Origin of the sequence: Enterobacter cloacae complex sp. R_G8, assembly GCF_024599795.1 — a bacterium.
GTDB classification, from domain to species: domain Bacteria; phylum Pseudomonadota; class Gammaproteobacteria; order Enterobacterales; family Enterobacteriaceae; genus Enterobacter; species Enterobacter dissolvens.
Genome location: NZ_CP102246.1, coordinates 3,065,785 through 3,084,785 on the forward strand (window position 1 = coordinate 3,065,785; position 19,001 = coordinate 3,084,785).

Below are 19,001 nucleotides of genomic sequence, written 5' to 3' on the forward strand. Positions count from 1 at the left end.
CGGAGCCAGTTACGCTGGCTCCCGTAACCATTCCCGGTTAAGCGTTTCGCTGTCTCCCAGGTAATCCAGTAACCACGCCATGGCGGGCGACACGTCATTTTGTTGCCACGTCAGGCAGCAGGCTGCATCCGGGAACGGATTCTCCAGCGTCAGTTCGACCCATTCACCGGTATCGATTCTCGGCTTAGCGAAATGCACGGGCACCATCGCGACACACAGCCCGGCACTGAGGCAGGTCGCGGAGGACTCCCAGTCCGGCGCCACCACCCGCCGCTGATTATCCAGAAGCCAGGTAATACGTTTTGGCAACGAGCGCGAGGTATCTTCCAGCACCAGCGACGGCCAGTTGCGCAGCGTGTCGTCACTCAGCGGCCCCTCCATGGCAGCCAGGGGATGATCGCTTGCCACCACACATTTCCAGCTCAACATGCCCATATCACGAAACGCATAGCGTCCCCCGACGGGGATCGCCTGGGTCGCCCCAATCGCCATCTCTGCCCTGCCGTCCGCCAGCGCGTCCCAGACGCCGTTGAACACCTCCTGCGAGACGCGAAGTTCAACGTCTGAAAAATGACGATAGAAATCCACAATCATCTGCCGGGTGCGCTCGGGTTTGACGATGTTATCCACGGCAATGGAGAGATGCCCGCGCCAGCCGTTGGCGATCTGCTGACACTGTTCACGGGTGATCTGCATTTTTTTGATAACAGAACGCCCTTCTTTCAAAAACCACGCCCCTGCCGGCGTTAATTCCACATCGCGATGACGTCGTTCAAACAGCGGCACAGCCAGCCACTCTTCGAGCTGACGTACCGTGTAGCTTATCGCGGAGGGAACGCGGTGTAGCTCCTGTGCGGCACCGCTGAAACTGCCGTTTCGTGCGACAGCATCGACAACTTCAAGAGAATAATCTGACCACATTTTCTGCCTGCAAAAAATTTGAATGCACTAGCCAAATATTAGCGTTTCACAACCCGCTTTGCACTCCCTACACTCTGCGCCAGTGTCTACCTGCCTCCTCAAGGAGAATAAAACAATGCAACCCAGGAATGGATTTTTAGTCTGGCTCGGCGGTTTGAGCGTGCTGGGCTTTTTGGCCACCGATATGTACCTGCCCGCGTTTGCGGCGATGCAGGCAGATTTACAAACCCCTGCTGCGGCCATCAGCGCCAGCCTGAGTTTGTTCCTCGCGGGCTTTGCCATTGCACAGTTGCTCTGGGGCCCGCTCTCCGATCGCTTTGGGCGTAAACCGGTGCTGTTACTGGGCCTGGGCATTTTTGCCGTCGGCTGTCTGGGAATGTTATGGGTACGCGATGCGACCTGGCTGCTGGTGCTGCGCTTTGTGCAAGCCGTCGGCGTCTGTGCGGCAGCGGTGACCTGGCAGGCCCTTGTTACCGACTACTACCCGGCCAACCGCACCAACCGCATTTTCGCCACCATTATGCCCCTGGTAGGGCTTTCACCTGCCCTCGCTCCCCTGCTGGGCAGCTGGATCCTGGTGCATTTCGAGTGGCAGGCTATCTTCGCCACGCTGTTTGCCATCACGCTGGTACTGATGCTGCCGGCGTTTGCCCTCAAGCCCGCGCATAAAAAAGAGGCGCATGCCGACGCCAAACCGATCACGTTCCTCTCCCTGCTGAGCGCCAAAGCGTATCGTGGTAATGTCCTGGTCTATGCCGCCTGCTCGGCGAGCTTCTTCGCCTGGCTCACTGGCTCGCCGTTTATTCTGCACGATATGGGATACAGCCCGGCCGCCATTGGCCTGAGCTATGTCCCGCAGACCATCGCCTTCCTGCTGGGCGGATACGGCTGCCGTGCGGCACTGCAGAAATGGGAAGGCCAGCAGATGCTGCCATGGCTGCTGGTGCTCTTTGCTCTGAGTGTGATCGCCACCTGGGCTGTCGGTTTTATTCCGGGCGTCGGCCTGGTAGAGATATTGATTCCGTTCTGCGTGATGGCAGTGGCTAACGGCGCCATTTACCCTATCGTGGTGGCACAGGCGTTACGTCCTTTCCCGCAGGCGACAGGTCGTGCCGCTGCCCTGCAAAATACCCTGCAGCTGGGTCTGTGCTTCCTGGCAAGCCTGGTGGTTTCAGCGCTGATTGCCACGCCGCTGTTGACCACCACCAGCGTGATGCTGGCGACTGTTGTGCTGGCCGTGATGGGATATCGCGTGCAATCAGCCGCACAACGTGAGCTTGATAGCCCCACGCAGCCGGAAACGTCGCATGCGTAGTCACTGCGGAAAATATGTGACATTTCAGTGATTAGGTTGCTAAGAATTTTCTATTGAATCACCAAATTTTGAGGCCTATACTAAATTTGGTTCGATTAAATACGATAAATATTAAGTGTTAACGGGAGCCGGAGTGCTCCCGTTTTACCATGGAAGGCATTTCGGCAAGGGATATCTCCCTTCCTCTGTTCTACGTCGGATACTAGCCTCGCGGTATTTACCGTGAGATTTCTCACAAACCATAAAAAGCGTCTACGCTGTTTGAAGGTTCTGATCACAGTAAGGTGATGGAGAAGCTATGAGTTCATCGTGTATAGAAGAAGTCAGCGTTCCGGACGATAACTGGTCCCGGATCGTCAGTGAACTGTTAGGTCGTGCAGGCATCACTATCAACGGATCTTCACCCTCCGATCCGCAGGTCAAACATCCCGATTTTTTTAAACGCGTGCTGCGCGAGGGATCGTTAGGGCTGGGCGAAAGCTATATGGATGGCTGGTGGGATTGCGAGCGGCTGGATATTTTCTTTGCCAGCGTGTTGCGCGCCGGTCTGGAGAACCAGCTCCCCCGCAATATCAAAGATACGTTGCGCGTCGCTTCCGCCCGTTTGTTCAATCTGCAAAGTAAAAAACGGGCGTGGATAGTGGGTAAAGAGCACTACGATCTCGGTAACGATTTGTTCAGCCGCATGCTGGATCCCTTCATGCAATACTCCTGCGCCTACTGGAAAGAGGCGACCACCCTTGAAGCGGCCCAGCAGGATAAGCTGCGGCTGATTAGCGAGAAGCTACAGTTACAGCCCGGTATGCGCGTTCTGGATATTGGCTGTGGCTGGGGCGGTCTGGCGTATTTTATGGCGAAGCATTATGGCGTCAGCGTGGTCGGCGTCACCATTTCAGCCGAGCAGCAAAAAATGGCCCGGGAACGCTGTCAGGGTCTGGACGTCGATATCCGTCTTCAGGACTATCGCGACCTCAACGAACAGTTTGATCGCATTGTTTCCGTGGGCATGTTTGAGCACGTCGGGCCGAAAAATTACGACACCTATTTTGAGGTGGTGGATCGTAATTTAAAACCGGACGGCATCTTCCTGCTGCACACCATAGGCTCTAAGCGCACGGACAATAACGTTGACCCGTGGATCAATAAATACATCTTTCCGAATGGCTGTTTGCCTTCAGTCCGCCAGATTGCCAACGCCAGTGAAGGCCATTTCATCATGGAAGACTGGCATAACTTCGGCGCGGATTACGACACGACCCTGATGGCCTGGCATGAGCGTTTCCAGCAAGCGTGGCCTGAGATTGCAGACAACTATTCTGAACGATTTAAACGCATGTTCAGCTATTATCTGAATGCCTGCGCCGGTGCGTTCCGGGCGCGTGATATTCAGCTCTGGCAGGTGGTCTTTAGTCGCGGGATTGAACACGGTTTGCGTGTACCGCGATAAAAAATAACCCCGGATTGCCGGGGTTATTTTTTTATTCTTCTTCCGTGGCCTTTATTATGGCCGCCTCTTTTGCCGCCAGCACGCGCTCCACGGTATCCACGACTGCCTGGGTTTGCGGATCGATCTCAATATTCACACGCTGCCCCAGTTTTTTCGCGCCCAGCGTCGTACGCTGCAGCGTTTCCGGAATTAAATGCACGCAAAAACGCGTCGGCGTCACTTCTCCGACCGTCAGGCTAATCCCATCAATACCAATAAACCCTTTATACAGGATGTATTTCATCAATGCCGGATCCTGCACTTTAAACCAGATTTGACGATTATTTTCAGAGGTGACAATTTTCGCCACTTCGGCGGTGGTCATGATATGGCCCGACATCAGATGACCACCAATTTCATCGCTGAACTTCGCCGCACGCTCTACGTTTAAGGTATCGCCCACCACCAGTTCGCCCAGATTGGTGATACGCAGCGTCTCTTTCATCAAATCAAAGCTAATCTGATTGCCGTTAATTTCGGTCACCGTCAGGCAGCAACCGTTATGCGCAATCGAGGCACCGGTTTCGATGCCATCCAGCATATATTCCGGCAGCTCAACAACGTGGGTACGGAAATTAGGTTTTTCATCAATGGACACCACTTTGGCGGTGCCCTGCACAATACCAGTAAACATGCTTACAACTCCTGTTTTTTCCGGACGGTGGTGACACCGTTTAATCCCACCACAATAACAGTTGGAAATACAGGTTGCCAGAGGAGCGCATTTTCTGGCGATTTTTTCACTAGATAATTAGTTAAAGCCCGCTACAATAGCTGGCACCCCCTCTGCTTTTTCTTCTTGCTGCCTGTTATGGCGGCTTTTTTAGTCTCTCAAATAACAACAATACAAAGGTGTTCACGTGCAGAAGTACATGAATGAAGCGCGGCAATTATTGGCACTGGCTATCCCGGTGATCATCGCGCAGGTGGCCCAGACCGCAATGGGATTTGTGGATACGGTAATGGCAGGTGGCTACAGCGCCACCGATATGGCCGCCGTGGCAATCGGAACCTCTATCTGGCTTCCGGCCATTCTCTTCGGTCACGGCCTGCTGCTGGCACTCACGCCGGTTATCGCTCAGCTAAATGGCTCCGGTCGACGTGAGCGCATCGCTCATCAGGTGCGTCAGGGGTTCTGGCTGGCGGGTTTTGTCTCACTGCTGATTATGGTGGTGCTGTGGAACGCCGGTCATATCATTCGCGCCATGCATAATATTGACCCGGCTCTGGCTGACAAGGCCGTGGGATATCTGCGCGCCCTGCTCTGGGGGGCACCGGGCTACCTCTTTTTCCAGGTGGCGCGTAACCAGTGCGAAGGCCTGGCAAAAACCAAGCCGGGGATGGTCATGGGCTTTATCGGTTTACTGGTCAACATTCCGGTGAACTATGTCTTTATCTACGGTCACTTCGGCATGCCCGAGCTTGGCGGCGTTGGCTGCGGCGTGGCGACGGCGGCGGTGTACTGGGTGATGTTCTTCAGTATGCTCGCCTTTGTTAAACGCGCCCGCTCCATGCGTGATATCCGTAACGAGCGTTCATTCAGCACGCCGGACTGGAACATCATGATGCGTCTGGTACAGCTGGGACTGCCTATTGCACTGGCACTGTTCTTTGAAGTGACCCTGTTTGCCGTTGTCGCCCTGCTGGTCTCCCCGTTGGGCATTGTGAACGTGGCCGGACACCAGATTGCGCTGAACTTCAGCTCACTGATGTTCGTCCTGCCAATGTCGCTGGCGGCGGCGGTCACCATCCGCGTCGGCTTCCGTCTCGGGCAAGGCTCAACCCTGGATGCACAAACGGCTGCGCGTACCGGGCTGGGTGTGGGGGTTTGTATGGCGGTCTGTACCGCGCTTTTCACCGTCGCACTGCGTGAGCAAATTGCCCTGCTCTACAATGACAACCCGGAAGTGGTGATGCTGGCATCGCATCTGATGCTGCTGGCGGCGGTATACCAGATCTCCGACTCCATCCAGGTGATTGGCAGCGGCGTACTGCGTGGTTATAAAGATACCCGCTCCATTTTCTTTATCACCTTCATCGCCTACTGGGTGTTGGGTCTGCCGTGTGGTTACATTCTCGCCCTCACCGATCTGGTGGTTGATCGCATGGGTCCTGCCGGATTCTGGATGGGCTTTATCATCGGTCTGACCTCTGCGGCCATCATGATGATGCTGCGCATGCGCTTCCTGCAGCGCCAGCCATCAACGATAATTTTGCAACGCGCCGCACGTTAAATACGCAGTAGCCGCCTGCTGGCGGCTACTTTCTCTTCACTTTGCGCGGTAATGAAGCAATCGCGTGAAATCAGAGAGAAAAATGCATTTTGCCTCTTGCCACTGCGGTGCTGTGCCGCTAATATTCGTCCCCGTTGTCACCGACAACACGTTGCGTTCATAGCTCAGTTGGTTAGAGCACCACCTTGACATGGTGGGGGTCGTTGGTTCGAGTCCAATTGAACGCACCATTCTGCGTCCGTAGCTCAGTTGGTTAGAGCACCACCTTGACATGGTGGGGGTCGGTGGTTCGAGTCCACTCGGACGCACCATTTCAGTCCTGAAATGGTGCAAATCCTCTTCTCGTAGTCTGAATAATCCCAATCGCCTGATTTTTTACGTTTTCTCCTGCTACGCTTTTCATATGACAAAAAAAGCAGGAACAGTGTCGATGAAAAAAATCGCCATTATCGGCTCCGGCCCCACAGGGATTTACACCTTTTACGCGCTACTGAAAAATAAAACACCACTGGCTGTTTCCGTCTTTGAAAAAGCCGATGAGGCAGGCGTGGGTATGCCCTACCGTGTTGATGAAAACTCGCGTCTGATGCTGGCGAATATTGCCAGTATTGAAATCCCGCCCGTTTTTATGACCTACCTCGACTGGTTAAAAGAGCAGAGTGAAAGCCATCTGGCCCGTTTTCACGTCGAAAAAGCCTCACTGCACGACCGGCAATTTCTGCCCCGTATTCTGCTGGGGGAGTATTTTCGCGACAGCTTTCTCACGGTGGTAAAAGAGGCCCGCAGGCTGGGATTTCAGGTCGACATCCATGAGTCAGCCGAAGTAACGGATATCGCCACCGACAAAGACGGCGTCACGCTTTCGGTAAATGACAGCCTCTTTCCTGAACGCTTCGATCTTGCCGTCATCGCCACCGGCCACGTCTGGCCTGAAGAGGACGAGGCTACGCGCACCTTCTTTCCGAGCCCCTGGTCCGGTTTGATGGACGCCGACATCCCCGCCTGTCGGGTGGGGATTATGGGGACGTCCTTAAGCGGGCTGGACGCCGCGATGGCGGTTGTTATGCAGCATGGCGCGTTTGTTGACGACAAATTTATGCTGGATAAAGGCAGCGAGGCGTTAAAAATAGTCCTGATGTCCCGGACGGGTATTCTGCCTGAGGCCGATTTTTACTGCCCTATTCCTTACGAGCCGCTGTCGGTATTGACTGAATTTGTCGTTGAAAGCGAAATCGCCAAAGGACCGGACGGGCTGCTCGATCGTATCTTCGCCCTGATGGTGAAAGAGCTGGAACTCGCCGATCCAACATGGTGCGAGAAAATCGGGCTGCGCATGCTGGATGCGGACACCCTTCGCGAGGCCTGGTTTGAAGATCGTAAGCAGCACGGCCCGTTTAGCTGGGCGGAAGCCAATTTGAATGAAGTCGAACGCAACAAACGTGAACGGCGAACGGTGCCCTGGCGCTACACCGTACTTCGTTTGCACGAGGTAGTTCAGGAGATCGTGCCGCATCTTAATGAGCTGGACAGGGAACGTTTCAAACAGGGGCTGGCGCGGGTGTTTATCGACAACTATGCCGCCATTCCGCCGCAGTCCATCCGCCGGCTGCTGGCACTGCGCGAGGCCGGGATCATCAGCGTTGCCGCGTTAGGAGATGATTACACGCTGGATATCGGTAGCGCGCAGACGGCGATCGCGACTGAAGACAACACTTATCACTTCGACGTGTTTATCGATGCCCGCGGGCAAAAGCCCCTCAGAACAAAAGATCTGCCTTTTCCCACCCTGCGCCAACAACTGCAGGCGACAGGTGACGAGATCCCCGATATTAGCGAGGATTACACCCTGAAAGCGCCTGAATCGGTGTGCGGGAGGATCGCGTTTGGCGCGATACCGTGGCTGATGCACGACCATCCCTTCGTTCAGGGACTGGCGGAGTGTGCGGAGATTGCGGAGGCGATGGCGAAAGCGGCGGAAAAACCCGCGTTGGAACTACGCCGGAGATTACCGTATTTCGATTACTGACAGGGCCTCCATGCCCTGCAAAGCGTGATTATTCGAAGAATACTTCCGGGTTTTCAGACAGGGAGACGAACGTTTTCGTCGCTTTATCCAGCGCACGGATCTCACCGCTTTCAATGTCATATACCCAGCCGTGCAGGCGAAGAGAGTTATTGCGCAGGCCCACAGCAACGGAAGGATGTGTCTTGATGTTGCTCAGCTGCGCAAACACGTTCTCCTGCACCATCGCGTTCACTTTGTCGATGGGCTTATCCCAGCTTTTCTTCTCAACCACGGCTTTAGCGGCATCAGAATAGCGCAGCCAGTGGGAGACAGCGGGCATCGGCTCGAGGTTCGCGTTATCCGCAATCGCCTTCATCGCCCCACAGTTGGAGTGACCGCAAATCACGATATCCGTCACGCCCAGCGCCACAACGGCATATTCGATAGTCGCGGAGACACCGCCCGGCTCTGGTCCAAACGGTGGCACAATGTTGCCAGCATTTCGAATGACAAAGAGCTGTCCTGGCTCTTGCTGAGTGACCAGTTCTGGTACCAGACGGCTGTCGGAGCATGAGATGAACAGCGCTTTGGGATTCTGGCTGGACGCTAAACTACGGAAGAGCTCTTTACGTTGCGGGAAAATCTCTTTTTGAAAGTTGAGGAAACCTTCAATGATATGTTGCATAGCAATTTCTCTTTTATCTGTTGTCGTTTAGGTATGATCGGGATCACACTCGTGAAGTTTACCCATCGTGCTTTACCTGAGACAAGCAATATATTTCTGGCCCGACCGCTGCACAATCGCGTCCGCGTGCGCCGGGATGTTTTGTCCCTCAAAGGCGCCGTACAGGCGATCAAATTTTTTGCCCTCCAGCAGACCGGTGACCCGCTCAACGGTACGGGCAGGCAGCGGCAGCATATTCGGGTAGCTCCACATGAATGACACGGCGTCCTTGCCGGGCGTGACCTGAAGAATATCCCCCACCAGCAATACACCATCGCCCTCCTGCCAGTGCAGCACCGTGCCGCCCGCAAAATGGCCGCCCAGACGCAGCAAGCTGACCGACGGGAAAAGTTCCAGCGCATCCCCTTCCCAGAAGCGAAGGGCCGGACTGCTGCACATGACCCACTCTCTGTCGCTGGCGTGCAGGTACACCGGCGCATCAAATGCCGCAGCCCATACCTGCATGGTGGTGTAATAGTGCGGGTGCGAAATCGCAATCGCGCTGATGCCGCCGAGCGCGGTGATAAGCGTTTTGGTTGCCAGGTCGAGGTTTGCAATACAGTCCCAGAGAATATTACCGTGCGGGGTACGCAACAACAGCGCGCGCTGGTTGATCGCAAAGGCGGGCACCGTTTTGATACTGAACAGCTGTGGCTCCAGCTGCTGCCATTTGTTGCTGTGCGTGGATGTCACGGTAGCAAAGTCTGTCCACGCCTGGCCGTTGTGTGGAACATACTGGCGCTCGTCTTCGCAAATCGGGCATATTTGCGGCGCGGCGTCATACGCGGTACCGCAGGTTTTGCAGAGTGTCATCATTGGCATTCCTCATCCATAAAGCAGAGAGTATGGCAGGGATTATCCATATGTGCTGCGAGGTACATTGCTGGCGTTTTTTGCCCTATACTGTGCCAGTATCAAAAAACTGAACAAAGCAGGTGCCACATGGAAATTGATCTCGAAAACCTGGTCTTTAACGGACTGGATGAAGCAGAAGAGCGTAATGCGGAACGTCTGGACGACGCAGATAAAAAAGCCCAGGCGATTGTCGCCGATGACGACTGCGGCGATGCCTGCAAAATCTGATGAAAAAGCACCGGCTAACCCGGTGCTTTTTTTATGTTACTTTTTCAGCCCGTCAATGGCTGCCTGCGCGCAGGCTTCATCAAGATGACCGCCCGGCGCACCGCCGATACCAATCGCTCCGATCACCTCATCGCCCTCTTTTACCGGCAAGCCGCCCGCCAGCAGCAGGAAGCCAGGGATGTCACGCATGTTTTGCGCGCCGGCATTGCTCTGCGCCGCTTCCATCACTTTGCCTGACGCATTTTTTGCGCTGAGCGCCGTCCAGGCTTTCATTTCACTGGCTTTTACCGTGTGAGGACCGGCATTGTCGGTCCGTTGTACGGCTTTCACCACACCCGCGCGGTCAACCACGGTGACCGTCACCTGATAATTTTTTGCCGTGCACGCCTGAATAGCGGACGTTGCCAGCGCATTCGCCTGCGCCAGCGAGAGATTCTTTTGGTTCAACGTATCAGCCTGAGCGGCCAGACTTACACTACCCGCGGCCAGTGCCGCAACCATCATTAATTTTTTCATCGCACTTCCTCGCGTGTTGGGATACATGGCAGAGATTACCCCGACGTGCGATGAAACATAATTCGGTTGAATACGCACTCAACCTGGTAGTTATACGGATTGCAATTTATCGTATTCGCGTATTGCCTGGACCAGGCTGCTGACGCCAAGCTTGGTAAATGCCGCCGCGCGGTGCGCTTCAACCGTTCGTGGTGAGAGGTTCAGCCGGGCAGCCACCTCTTTGTTACTGAGCCCTTGCATCAACTCCCCCAGTACTTCATGTTCCCGCGCGGTCAATTGCGCGAAACGCGCTTTGGCCCGCGAGGTTTCCTGCCAGTCGGCAAAGCGACGCTGACTCTCCTCAAAGGCCAGACCCACCGTTTCGATAAGCTTGTCGGCATCCAGCGGCTTGGTGAAAAACTCAAACACGCCGTTACGAAATGCCCGACGGCAGGCATCAACGGTACCGTGCCCGGTCATGATAATCACCGGCAACAGAGGCCAGGGCCATTTGCCCTCCTCTAGCCAGGTGAGCCCACCTTTTCCTGGCATCCGCATATCCAGCAGCATACAGCCTACCAGCGCGGTTTCCCGGGAATGGGCCGCGGTAAAGGCATCAACACTTTCAAACGTTCTTACCGGCCAGCCCATGCCCGACAGCAAAAACGCCATTGACTCTCTTATAGACTCATCATCGTCTATCAGCCAGATTGTGTTATCCAACCGTCGCCTCCTTTCCGTTCGCCAGTTGTAATCGGATCTGTGCCCCGCCCTGCGGCGCATTATCCAGCGTAATCGATCCATTCATACGCGTCATTAATGATTCCGTTAGGGTCATCCCCAGACCAATGCCCACCTCTCTGCCACTGTAAAATGGCATAAAGGCATTCTGTAACGCCTCCGGGCTAAAGCCAGGACCGCCGTCAGTCACGGTTATCTGAATACCCCTCTCGTTTTTCTGACTCTCTATCTTTACCCAGCCAGCTGAACTGGCCTGTTGGGCCTGAATCGCATTGCTGAGCAGGTTATGCAGCACCTGCTCCAGCCAGAGAGGGTCGGCCAGCACGGTGGTGGCCCCGGGAGCAAACGCATGGCTGACCGAGATATGTTCAGCCCTGCGCTCATGCTCAAGTAAGTTCACCACCTGCAGCCAGCACTGCACCAGGTCGGTTTCCCGCAGGGTCACTTTCTCCTGCACGACATGTTCACGAAATCGGGTTAACAAGGCGCTAATGCGCTGCATTTGCGTCAGCGCAGCCGCCAGCGCCTGCGACACCGCCTGCCCATTTTCCGGCTGCAACTGACGCTGCGCCCCCTGGATCCAGGTCTGCGCGGCGGTTAGCGGCTGATTGATTTCATGCACAATACCGGCGGTGATCTCCCCCAGGGTGTTGAGTCTGGCGTGCTGGTAATAGCGCGCCCGTTGTTCAGCATCTTTACGCGCCCTGCGCTGCCAGAGCACCACGCTCGCCACCGCAATCACTATCCCCCAGCCGATAAACAGGATGGGATAAAAATACCAGTTGACGCCGAACCAGTCCGGACGAGAATCCGCTTCCAGCGTAAAAGGTTGAGTATGCTGCGGGAAGGTGCGTTGCCAGTGCCAGAATGCCTCAGACGCCGGTTCGTCACCGGTCGGGATAAAGCGGATCCCAAGGTGGGTAAAGGGATGATGTGCATTCAGAATCGGGCCGAGGTCCACCCGCACGCGGATCTGACGCCAGGGATTATAAAGCCAGTACTGCATCTCGTGGGCAGGCTCCACCCGCGCCGCATCCAGTGGGCGTCCCGTCGTTTTTTCCAGAGCGAGCAGATGGGGGAATTTTTTGCGCAGGGCGGCGATATCTTCATCGCCATTCAGGAGCGGTAAAACCGATTCATTTTGCGTCAGGACCGCGCTTAATTCGGAGAACAACGCCGAGAACTCACGGTCTCGTTCCCAGAACTGACGGCGAATCTGTTCGGCGTAGAGCAACACGCCGCTGATGAGGCAGACTATCGTCCAGACAACAATGCCACGTTTGAAAATAGGGTTCTTCATTCCATTTACTGACCAGGCTCAACATCCTGTTGACCTTAACAGCTAACCGGCGTCAGAACAAAATTTAGCACAGCTCGTTCCAGTACATTTCGCGCGTGCGGCGCAGTTCAGCGTGACGTTTTATCATGGAACCACTCCGGGTCAATGTTGGCCACGTCCACGCCATACAGGCTGGCGACAGGCAGTATCGACTCAAGAACACGTTGCGCGCTGTTCTCCGCATTCACGGGTCGGGTCGCAAAAAACCGCCGTAACGTGCTTATCCACTTTTTCATCGTCAGACTCCTCTCGCTTTACCTGCCCTCAGTTAAACACCCAAACTCCGCACAGGTGAAATACCAATATCCACTGTTGATATGCAGGATCTGCAAATGCCGCCAGAATGTGTCACCACCATGTAACACACTGTTCACTAATGCTTTTTTGTTTATAGCAAAGAACGATTTCTTATTTGGCGATAGCTTTCGCTTATGGGAGCGTAACGGGACAAAACAAAAACGACGGGATGACGTATGACTATGGCAGCAAACAGAAAAGGGTTCAAAAAACGGATCGTTGCGCTGGGTTTACTGGCAACAGGTGGCCTGCTTTCTGCACAGGTTCAGGCAGATCAGCTGGCGGATATTAAAGCCGCAGGGGTGGTGAAAGTGGCGACCTTTGATGCCAACCCACCGTTTGGTTCCGTCGATGCCAAAACGCATGACATCGTGGGCTACGACGTGGACTTTGCCAGAGCGTTGGCAAAATCGCTGGGCGTGAAGCTGGAACTGGTGGCCACTAACCCGGCGAACCGCATTCCCCTACTCCAGTCCGGTAAAGCGGATTTAATTGTGGCGGATATCACCATCACCCCGGAGCGGGCGCAGGTGATTGATTTCTCTATACCGTATTTTGTCACCGGCCAGCAATTCCTGGTCCCGGCTAAATCCGCCGATAAGCTGGACGCCTACAGCCATGCACGCATTGGCGCGGTAAAAGGCACCACGGGCGAACAGGCCCTGCACCAGCGGTTCCCGCAATCCCGCGTGCTCTCCTACGACGATATTCCGCTGGCGCTGACGGCGCTTCGCAATGGCAACGTGCAGGCGATCACCCAGGACAGCACCATTCTGGCCGGCCTGCTGGCGCAAGCCCCGGATAAAGCGAATTTCAAAATTCTGCCCGATCTGCTCAGCAAAGAAGAGATTGGTGTGGGGGTCAAAAAAGGTGAAGCGGCACTGCTGAAAGCCGTCAATGATGAACTGGTGAACCTGGAGAAAAACGGCCAGGCAGCAAAAATCTACGATGTCTGGTTTGGTCCAGACACCCCGTCTCCACAGCCGCGCGCCTTTACAATAGAAGCTAAGTAAGATGCTTTCAGGTTTATTTTCACACTCCGCGGCAGGCTCCGCGGATTTTTCACATCTGGAACAGGCCAGTGTCGAGTTTCGCAACGTCGACAAACATTACGGTAACCATCCGGTTTTAAACGGTATTAACCTTACCATTACGCCTGGGGAAGTGGTGGCTATCCTCGGCCCTTCGGGTTCGGGTAAATCCACGCTGATCCGCCTTATTAACCAGCTTGAGACGTTAAGCGGCGGTGAGATCCTGGTCGACAACAAACCCACCGGGCGACTTTCCGGCCCCGCGCTGCGCCAGTTACGTAGCCGCGTCGGGTTTGTGTTCCAGCAATTTAATCTCTATGCCCATCTCACCGCCAGTCAGAATATCACCCTGGCACTGGAGCATGTTCACGGCTGGAAGCCCCTGCCCGCACAAGAACGTGCCCTGACGCTGCTGGAAAACGTAGGCATGCTGGACAAGGCACACCATTTCCCTGCGGAACTTTCCGGCGGCCAACAGCAGCGGGTGGCGATTGCCCGTGCGCTGGCCTCATCGCCGCAAATTATTCTCTTCGACGAGCCGACCTCCGCGCTCGACCCTGAAATGATTGGCGAAGTGTTACTGGTCATGAGATCGCTGGCTCACAGCGGGATCACCATGATTGTGGTCACGCACGAGATGCAGTTTGCCCGTGACATTGCCGACCGGATTGTCTTTATCGATGGCGGACAGATACTGGAAACCGCGCCGCCGGAACAATTCTTCCGCCATCCGTCGCACCCGCGTGCGCAGCGTTTTCTGCAAAAGGTGTTGAACCCGCTGCATCAGGAGCCGTTGTAATGCCCTCGCTCGACTGGCAGGGGGTGCTGACCGGACAGCCCCTGCAATGGATTATTTCCGGTTATCTCACCACCCTGTGGGTGACGCTCGCCGGGGCGATACTGGCAAGTCTGCTTGCGCTGCTTTTTCTGCTCCTGCGTCTTTCCGGTGGGCGCCCCGGCAACGCGGTGGTCAATGGCTGGGTGTCGCTTTTTCGCAATACCCCGCTGCTGGTACAGCTGCTGTTCTGGTATTTTGCCGCCTGGAACGGTCTGCCGCAGGCATTCCGGGATACAGTGAATGCAGATCACCGCTGGTCCATTCTTCCCGGTGATGTCTGGTGGTTCACACCCGAGTTTTTATGCTCGGCCTGGGGGCTGGGCGTGTTTACCTCGGCTTTTCTCATTGAAGAAGTGGCGTCCGGATTGCGTTCAGTTCCGGGCGGGCAACGGGAGGCGGCGCTCTCCCAGGGATTCTCCGCGTGGCGTTTGTTTCGTTACATCCTGCTGCCGCAGGGGCTGGCGAACGCCTGGCAGCCCGTTGTGGGGCAGTACCTTAATCTGATGAAACTCTCCTCGCTTGCCAGCGGTATTGGTTTTGCCGAACTGACCTGCCAGATCCGGCAGATTGAGAGCTTTAACGCGCACGCGCTGGAGGCGTTTACCGTAGGCACCCTGCTCTATCTGTTCACCGGAGTGGTGATGGGCGTGGTGCTGGTGCGGCTCGGTCCCGCCGCAAAACATCAACGCCAGCAGACAATACTCGCAGGGAGTGAAAAACATGATAGCCGGACTTAATGTCATTACCGATAACCTGGATTATCTGCTGTGGGGACGCGCCGCTGCCGGTGAGCCCGGCGGGGTCCTGCTCTCCTTATTGATGGCCGCAGGCGCGGCGCTCCTCGCGCTGCCGGGCGGGGTGGCCCTTGCCTGTCTGGCATGGCGCTATTCCGGGGTGATACGCAAGGCGCTGTTTCTGTGGGCTGAGCTTATCCGGGGGATCCCGTTAATCTTTGTGATTTTCTGGATGTGGTATCTGTTGCCGCTTATCACCGGTGGCGACCTCCCCGGCGCGCTCACCGTGACGCTGGCGCTGGCGTGGTTTACGGCCGCATCGGTGATGCACTCCGTCCTGGCCGGCATTAATGCGCTGCCATCGGGTCAGTACGAAGCGGCATTAACGCAGGGGTTCAGCACGCAACAAACCCTGTGGCACATTCTGTTGCCACAGGTAATGCGCAATATTCTGCCGTCTCTGGTGGGCATTTTTATCAGCCTGCTGAAGGACACCTCGCTGGCTTTTATTGTGAACGTGCCTGAGCTGACCACGGTGGCAGGACAGGTGAACAACCGGGTGCAAATTTACCCGGCGGCCATTTTTATCTTTACCGGTGTCGTTTATTACCTGCTCTGCTGTTCTCTTGAGCAGCTGGCAAAGCGCTGGCGTATCAGCCGGCCAGCGCTTTAACCACCGTTTCCATCGCCTGGGTGGTTAATTCGCTGCGTTTTACGCGCTGGTTCGCCAGCGCCGTACGCAGTACCCCGGCAATCACAATATGCTTCGGCTCCTGCCCTAAGTCACGCATCTCCAGAACGACCTTCCCTACCACCCGACACATCTCCTGGTACAGCGCTTCGTCTTTGGTCACATTGCCCACGGTCATCCACTCCATTGCCCAAAAGCGTCAGCTTAAATGATCCCTCGCCCGGATACAAAAAAGAAGCCCGGCGAGAGACTCACCGGGCTTCATCTGTTAAATCAACCGATTAGTTATTTACCGGGATCACCGCGCCTTTATACTTGGTGCGGATCCAGTCCTGAATCTCTTTCGAGTGCAGCACGTTCACCAGCGCGACGATATCTTTTTTCTTCTCATCGCCACGATGCACAGTAATGATGTTGGCATACGGGTTGTTTTCGCCGCTCTCAACCGCAATCGGGTCGTGAACCGGATCCAGACCCGCATCAATCGCGTAGTTGGCGTTGATCACTACCGCAGCCCCTTCATCGTTGTTGTACATCTGCGGCAGCAGAGAGGCTTCTACGTTAGGCGTGAACTGCAGCTTTTTCGGATTGTCCACGATGTCGCTGATACGCGCGGTCACTTTGTCGACGCCAGGCTTAAGCTTGATTACCCCCTCTTTTTCGAAGATAGAGAGAATGCGCCCCTCTTCAGACACGGCATCACGCATGATGATTTTGCCGCCTTCCGGCAGGTCTTTCAGCGACTTGTATTTTTTAGAGTAGATACCAATTGGCTCAATATGGATCGCGCCGGCACTGACAAAATCATAATCCTTATCACCCGCGTGATCTTTCAGCACGCTGTTCAGGTAAGGAATGTGCTGGAAGTAGTTAGCGTCAATGTCATGACCGGCCAGCGCGGTGTTGGGCAGAATGTAGTCCTGGAAAGGTTTAATCTCCAGATCGATACCTTGCTTTGCCAGAATCGGCTTCGCCTGCTCCAGAATTTCAGCGTGTGGCGTATTGGACGCGCCCACGGTCAGGGTGTCAGCCCACGCGGCAAAGCTCAGGGCGCTCAGGGTTGCAGCGGCGATCAGTGTCAGTGTCTTTTTCATGATGATGGTTCCTGTGTGTATTTATTAGCGTTTATCTAACAGTGAAGTGATGATGTCGCCGCAGAATTGAATAATGAAAACGATGATCAAAATGGTCACCGTTGCCACCAGCGTGACGTCACCATGGTTGCGCTGGAATCCTTCCAGATAAGCCAGATTTCCCAAACCGCCTGCGCCAATCACCCCGGCCATTGCGCTGTAGCTCACCAGCGCAATCAGCGTCACCGTAATACCGGACACCAGTGCAGGTGATGATTCTGGCAGTAAAACCCGAAAAACTAAGGTGCTCAGTCGTGCGCCCATCGAGCGCGTCGCTTCAATCACCCCTTTGTCCACTTCACGCAGGGCAATCTCTACCAGACGCGCGTAGAACGGTGCCGCGCCCACAATCAGCGCCGGCAGTGCCGCGTTGGCCCCCAGAATGGTGCCGACGATGGTCTTGGTGAACGGGATCAGCAGGACAATCAGAATGATGAACGGGATAGAACGAAACACGTTCACCACAATCGAAATCACGCTGTAGACCGTACGGTTGTGGAACAACCCGCCACGCGCGGTTAAAAACAGCGCCAGACCCAGCACAATCCCCAGTACAAAGGTTGCCACGCCAGAAAGCGCAGTCATGTACAGCGTCTCGAGCGTTGCCGCCCAGAGTTGATCCCATTTCAGGTGCGGAAAGAGGGTATCAGTCATGTTTAATCACCTCGCCTTCAATATCGCTGTGCTTCAGGTCTGCGAGGATATTGTTCAGTTGTTCATCAGATGCCACCACGTGTACCCACAGCTGGCCAAAAACGCCGTGCGCCGTCTGGGTCATTTTTCCGTGCAGAATGTTAAACGGCAGGCCGTAGCGCAGCGTCAGTTCACCCACAATCGGTTTGTGCGTGCTGTGTCCGGTGAAGGTCAGACGGATGACCGTGCCTTCCAGGTCGGCTGCCAGCTCGGTATTGAAGGTCTCTTCCTCGGCATACTGGCTCACCTGACGGACAAACTGCCGGGTGATCGGCTGTTGAGGGTGAGTAAAGACGCTCAGCACATCGCCCTCTTCCACCACTTTGCCGCTCTCCATCACCGCCACGCGATCGCAGATTTTGCGCACCACGTGCATTTCATGGGTGATCAGCACAATGGTGAGTTTGAAACGACGGTTGATGTCCAGCAGCAGATCGAGGATCTGATCGGTCGTCTGGGGATCGAGTGCGGAGGTGGCTTCGTCACAGAGCAGCACGTCCGGGTTGTTCGCCAGCGCACGCGCAATGCCCACACGCTGCTTTTGCCCGCCGCTCAGCTGAGACGGATACGCATTTTCACGGCCTTTCAGCCCGACCAGTTCCACCAGCTCGGCCACGCGAGCCTGAATCCTGGCTTTTGGCACTCCGGCTATCTGCATTGAGAAGGCGATGTTTTCCGTTACCGTCCGTGACCACAGCAAGTTGAAATGCTGGAACACCATGCTGATCTTCAGCCGCGCCTGACGCAGTGCTTCCCCTTTTGCGGCAGAAATGTCCTGCCCGTTGATGGTCACGCTGCCGCTGCTCGGTTTTTCCAGGCCATTCAACAGGCGGATCAGGGTACTTTTCCCCGCGCCGCTGTAACCAATAATGCCGTATATTTGCCCCTGTTCGATCGTCAAATTGACGTTATCAACGGCCGTGAGCGCCACCTTTCCGTTGTCAAAAATCTTCGAAATATTACTGAGAACAATCATTCTTATTCATTATCCGTCCGCGCATAGCGGTTTAGCAGTATGGATGTCCAAAATGATAGTAAACAGCCGTTATCAGCTTTTAAATGAACAAAAAAGAATGTGTTATAACCTGAAGAAATAAGCGGCAGATTGAGCGGGTGGGAACCGTTTAGACCAATTTCAGCAATGATTATCTGCCAGATGCATATCTGACAGACACCAGACGAGAAAAACGGTCATTTTTTCAGCATTTTCTGTTGATATAGCCATCCTCACATCCAGAGCA

21 protein-coding genes and 2 tRNA genes are annotated in these 19,001 nt (G+C 55.1%); 11 read left to right on the plus strand and 12 right to left on the minus strand.

The window, feature by feature from the left end; genetic code table 11:
• Nucleotides 1-9: 9 nt before the first annotated feature.
• A complete protein-coding gene (gene punR, locus NQ842_RS14500) occupies nucleotides 10-921 on the minus strand; it encodes a DNA-binding transcriptional activator PunR (protein WP_046887900.1) in 912 nt (303 codons plus the stop codon).
• Between the two features lie 115 nt (nucleotides 922-1,036).
• Here punR and punC point away from each other — a divergent pair, with 115 nt between their 5' ends.
• Nucleotides 1,037-2,236: a purine nucleoside transporter PunC gene (gene punC, locus NQ842_RS14505; RefSeq protein WP_257256015.1), complete on the plus strand. Its 1,200-nt coding sequence runs from the start codon at nucleotides 1,037-1,039 to the stop codon at nucleotides 2,234-2,236.
• Between the two features lie 298 nt (nucleotides 2,237-2,534).
• The gene (gene cfa / locus NQ842_RS14510; protein WP_014831615.1) at nucleotides 2,535-3,683 is read left to right on the plus strand and encodes a cyclopropane fatty acyl phospholipid synthase; all 1,149 of its coding nucleotides are present in this window, start codon (nucleotides 2,535-2,537) and stop codon (nucleotides 3,681-3,683) included.
• Between the two features lie 31 nt (nucleotides 3,684-3,714).
• Here cfa and NQ842_RS14515 read toward each other — a convergent pair whose 3' ends face one another.
• Nucleotides 3,715-4,356 carry a riboflavin synthase subunit alpha gene (locus NQ842_RS14515; protein ID WP_257256016.1) on the minus strand — a complete coding sequence of 214 codons (642 nt, stop codon included), beginning with the start codon at nucleotides 4,354-4,356 and terminating at the stop codon, nucleotides 3,715-3,717.
• A 226-nt stretch (nucleotides 4,357-4,582) separates the two neighbouring features.
• Here NQ842_RS14515 and mdtK point away from each other — a divergent pair, with 226 nt between their 5' ends.
• The 4 genes from mdtK (at nucleotide 4,583) to NQ842_RS14535 (ending at nucleotide 7,982) form a co-directional block, all read left to right on the plus strand.
• Entirely contained in the window at nucleotides 4,583-5,956 is a 1,374-nt protein-coding gene (gene mdtK / locus NQ842_RS14520; RefSeq protein ID WP_014831613.1) for an MdtK family multidrug efflux MATE transporter, read from the plus strand.
• Between the two features lie 153 nt (nucleotides 5,957-6,109).
• Nucleotides 6,110-6,186: transfer RNA gene (locus tag NQ842_RS14525), tRNA-Val, on the plus strand.
• 4 nt (nucleotides 6,187-6,190) lie between these two features.
• Nucleotides 6,191-6,267: transfer RNA gene (locus tag NQ842_RS14530), tRNA-Val, on the plus strand.
• 119 nt (nucleotides 6,268-6,386) lie between these two features.
• Complete coding sequence (locus tag NQ842_RS14535) at nucleotides 6,387-7,982, plus strand: FAD-NAD(P)-binding protein (protein WP_257256017.1); 1,596 nt, start codon at nucleotides 6,387-6,389, stop codon at nucleotides 7,980-7,982.
• 28 nt (nucleotides 7,983-8,010) lie between these two features.
• Here NQ842_RS14535 and NQ842_RS14540 read toward each other — a convergent pair whose 3' ends face one another.
• A complete protein-coding gene (locus NQ842_RS14540; protein WP_014831612.1) occupies nucleotides 8,011-8,646 on the minus strand; it encodes a carbonic anhydrase in 636 nt (211 codons plus the stop codon).
• A 72-nt stretch (nucleotides 8,647-8,718) separates the two neighbouring features.
• On the minus strand, nucleotides 8,719-9,501 hold the full coding sequence (locus NQ842_RS14545; RefSeq protein WP_257256018.1) for an MBL fold metallo-hydrolase: 783 nt from the start codon (nucleotides 9,499-9,501) through the stop codon (nucleotides 8,719-8,721).
• Nucleotides 9,502-9,627: 126 nt separating this feature from the next.
• Between NQ842_RS14545 and NQ842_RS14550 the strand changes: the two genes are divergently transcribed.
• Nucleotides 9,628-9,768 carry a hypothetical protein gene (locus tag NQ842_RS14550; protein WP_013096938.1) on the plus strand — a complete coding sequence of 47 codons (141 nt, stop codon included), beginning with the start codon at nucleotides 9,628-9,630 and terminating at the stop codon, nucleotides 9,766-9,768.
• A 36-nt stretch (nucleotides 9,769-9,804) separates the two neighbouring features.
• Here the strand turns inward: NQ842_RS14550 and NQ842_RS14555 are convergent, their stop codons facing one another.
• The 4 genes from NQ842_RS14555 to NQ842_RS14570 all read right to left on the minus strand — a co-directional run bounded on the left by NQ842_RS14555 (nucleotide 9,805) and on the right by NQ842_RS14570 (nucleotide 12,579).
• The gene (locus NQ842_RS14555) at nucleotides 9,805-10,284 is read right to left on the minus strand and encodes a heme-binding protein (RefSeq protein ID WP_046887893.1); all 480 of its coding nucleotides are present in this window, start codon (nucleotides 10,282-10,284) and stop codon (nucleotides 9,805-9,807) included.
• Between the two features lie 90 nt (nucleotides 10,285-10,374).
• Nucleotides 10,375-10,986: a response regulator transcription factor gene (locus NQ842_RS14560; RefSeq protein WP_047362128.1), complete on the minus strand. Its 612-nt coding sequence runs from the start codon at nucleotides 10,984-10,986 to the stop codon at nucleotides 10,375-10,377.
• Nucleotides 10,979-12,304, minus strand: a complete 1,326-nt coding sequence (locus NQ842_RS14565) for a sensor histidine kinase (protein ID WP_196372179.1) — start codon at nucleotides 12,302-12,304, stop codon at nucleotides 10,979-10,981. Before NQ842_RS14565 ends, NQ842_RS14560 begins: the two co-directional genes overlap by 8 nt.
• A gap of 107 nt (nucleotides 12,305-12,411) precedes the next feature.
• On the minus strand, nucleotides 12,412-12,579 hold the full coding sequence (locus NQ842_RS14570; protein ID WP_014831607.1) for a hypothetical protein: 168 nt from the start codon (nucleotides 12,577-12,579) through the stop codon (nucleotides 12,412-12,414).
• Nucleotides 12,580-12,822: 243 nt separating this feature from the next.
• Here NQ842_RS14570 and NQ842_RS14575 point away from each other — a divergent pair, with 243 nt between their 5' ends.
• Genes NQ842_RS14575 through NQ842_RS14590 form a run of 4 tightly spaced genes read left to right on the plus strand, consistent with a single transcriptional unit; the run spans nucleotide 12,823 to nucleotide 15,916 of the window.
• Nucleotides 12,823-13,653 carry an ABC transporter substrate-binding protein gene (locus NQ842_RS14575; RefSeq protein WP_257256937.1) on the plus strand — a complete coding sequence of 277 codons (831 nt, stop codon included), beginning with the start codon at nucleotides 12,823-12,825 and terminating at the stop codon, nucleotides 13,651-13,653.
• 1 nt (nucleotide 13,654) lies between these two features.
• Complete coding sequence (locus tag NQ842_RS14580; protein ID WP_014831605.1) at nucleotides 13,655-14,470, plus strand: amino acid ABC transporter ATP-binding protein; 816 nt, start codon at nucleotides 13,655-13,657, stop codon at nucleotides 14,468-14,470.
• Nucleotides 14,470-15,246, plus strand: coding sequence for an amino acid ABC transporter permease (locus NQ842_RS14585; RefSeq protein ID WP_257256019.1), 777 nt, complete (start codon nucleotides 14,470-14,472; stop codon nucleotides 15,244-15,246). Before NQ842_RS14580 ends, NQ842_RS14585 begins: the two co-directional genes overlap by 1 nt.
• Entirely contained in the window at nucleotides 15,230-15,916 is a 687-nt protein-coding gene (locus tag NQ842_RS14590) for an amino acid ABC transporter permease (protein ID WP_047362131.1), read from the plus strand. The genes NQ842_RS14585 and NQ842_RS14590 overlap by 17 nt, the downstream gene beginning before the upstream one ends.
• Here the strand turns inward: NQ842_RS14590 and fumD are convergent.
• The 4 genes from fumD to NQ842_RS14610 all read right to left on the minus strand — a co-directional run bounded on the left by fumD (nucleotide 15,897) and on the right by NQ842_RS14610 (nucleotide 18,736).
• Nucleotides 15,897-16,106 carry a fumarate hydratase FumD gene (gene fumD / locus NQ842_RS14595; protein ID WP_014831602.1) on the minus strand — a complete coding sequence of 70 codons (210 nt, stop codon included), beginning with the start codon at nucleotides 16,104-16,106 and terminating at the stop codon, nucleotides 15,897-15,899. The genes NQ842_RS14590 and fumD overlap by 20 nt on opposite strands.
• A 109-nt stretch (nucleotides 16,107-16,215) precedes the next feature.
• Entirely contained in the window at nucleotides 16,216-17,028 is an 813-nt protein-coding gene (locus tag NQ842_RS14600) for a MetQ/NlpA family ABC transporter substrate-binding protein (RefSeq protein WP_014831601.1), read from the minus strand.
• A 24-nt stretch (nucleotides 17,029-17,052) separates the two neighbouring features.
• Nucleotides 17,053-17,721 carry a methionine ABC transporter permease gene (locus tag NQ842_RS14605; protein ID WP_118283692.1) on the minus strand — a complete coding sequence of 223 codons (669 nt, stop codon included), beginning with the start codon at nucleotides 17,719-17,721 and terminating at the stop codon, nucleotides 17,053-17,055.
• On the minus strand, nucleotides 17,714-18,736 hold the full coding sequence (locus NQ842_RS14610; protein ID WP_257256020.1) for a methionine ABC transporter ATP-binding protein: 1,023 nt from the start codon (nucleotides 18,734-18,736) through the stop codon (nucleotides 17,714-17,716). Before NQ842_RS14610 ends, NQ842_RS14605 begins: the two co-directional genes overlap by 8 nt.
• Nucleotides 18,737-19,001 lie beyond the last annotated feature (265 nt).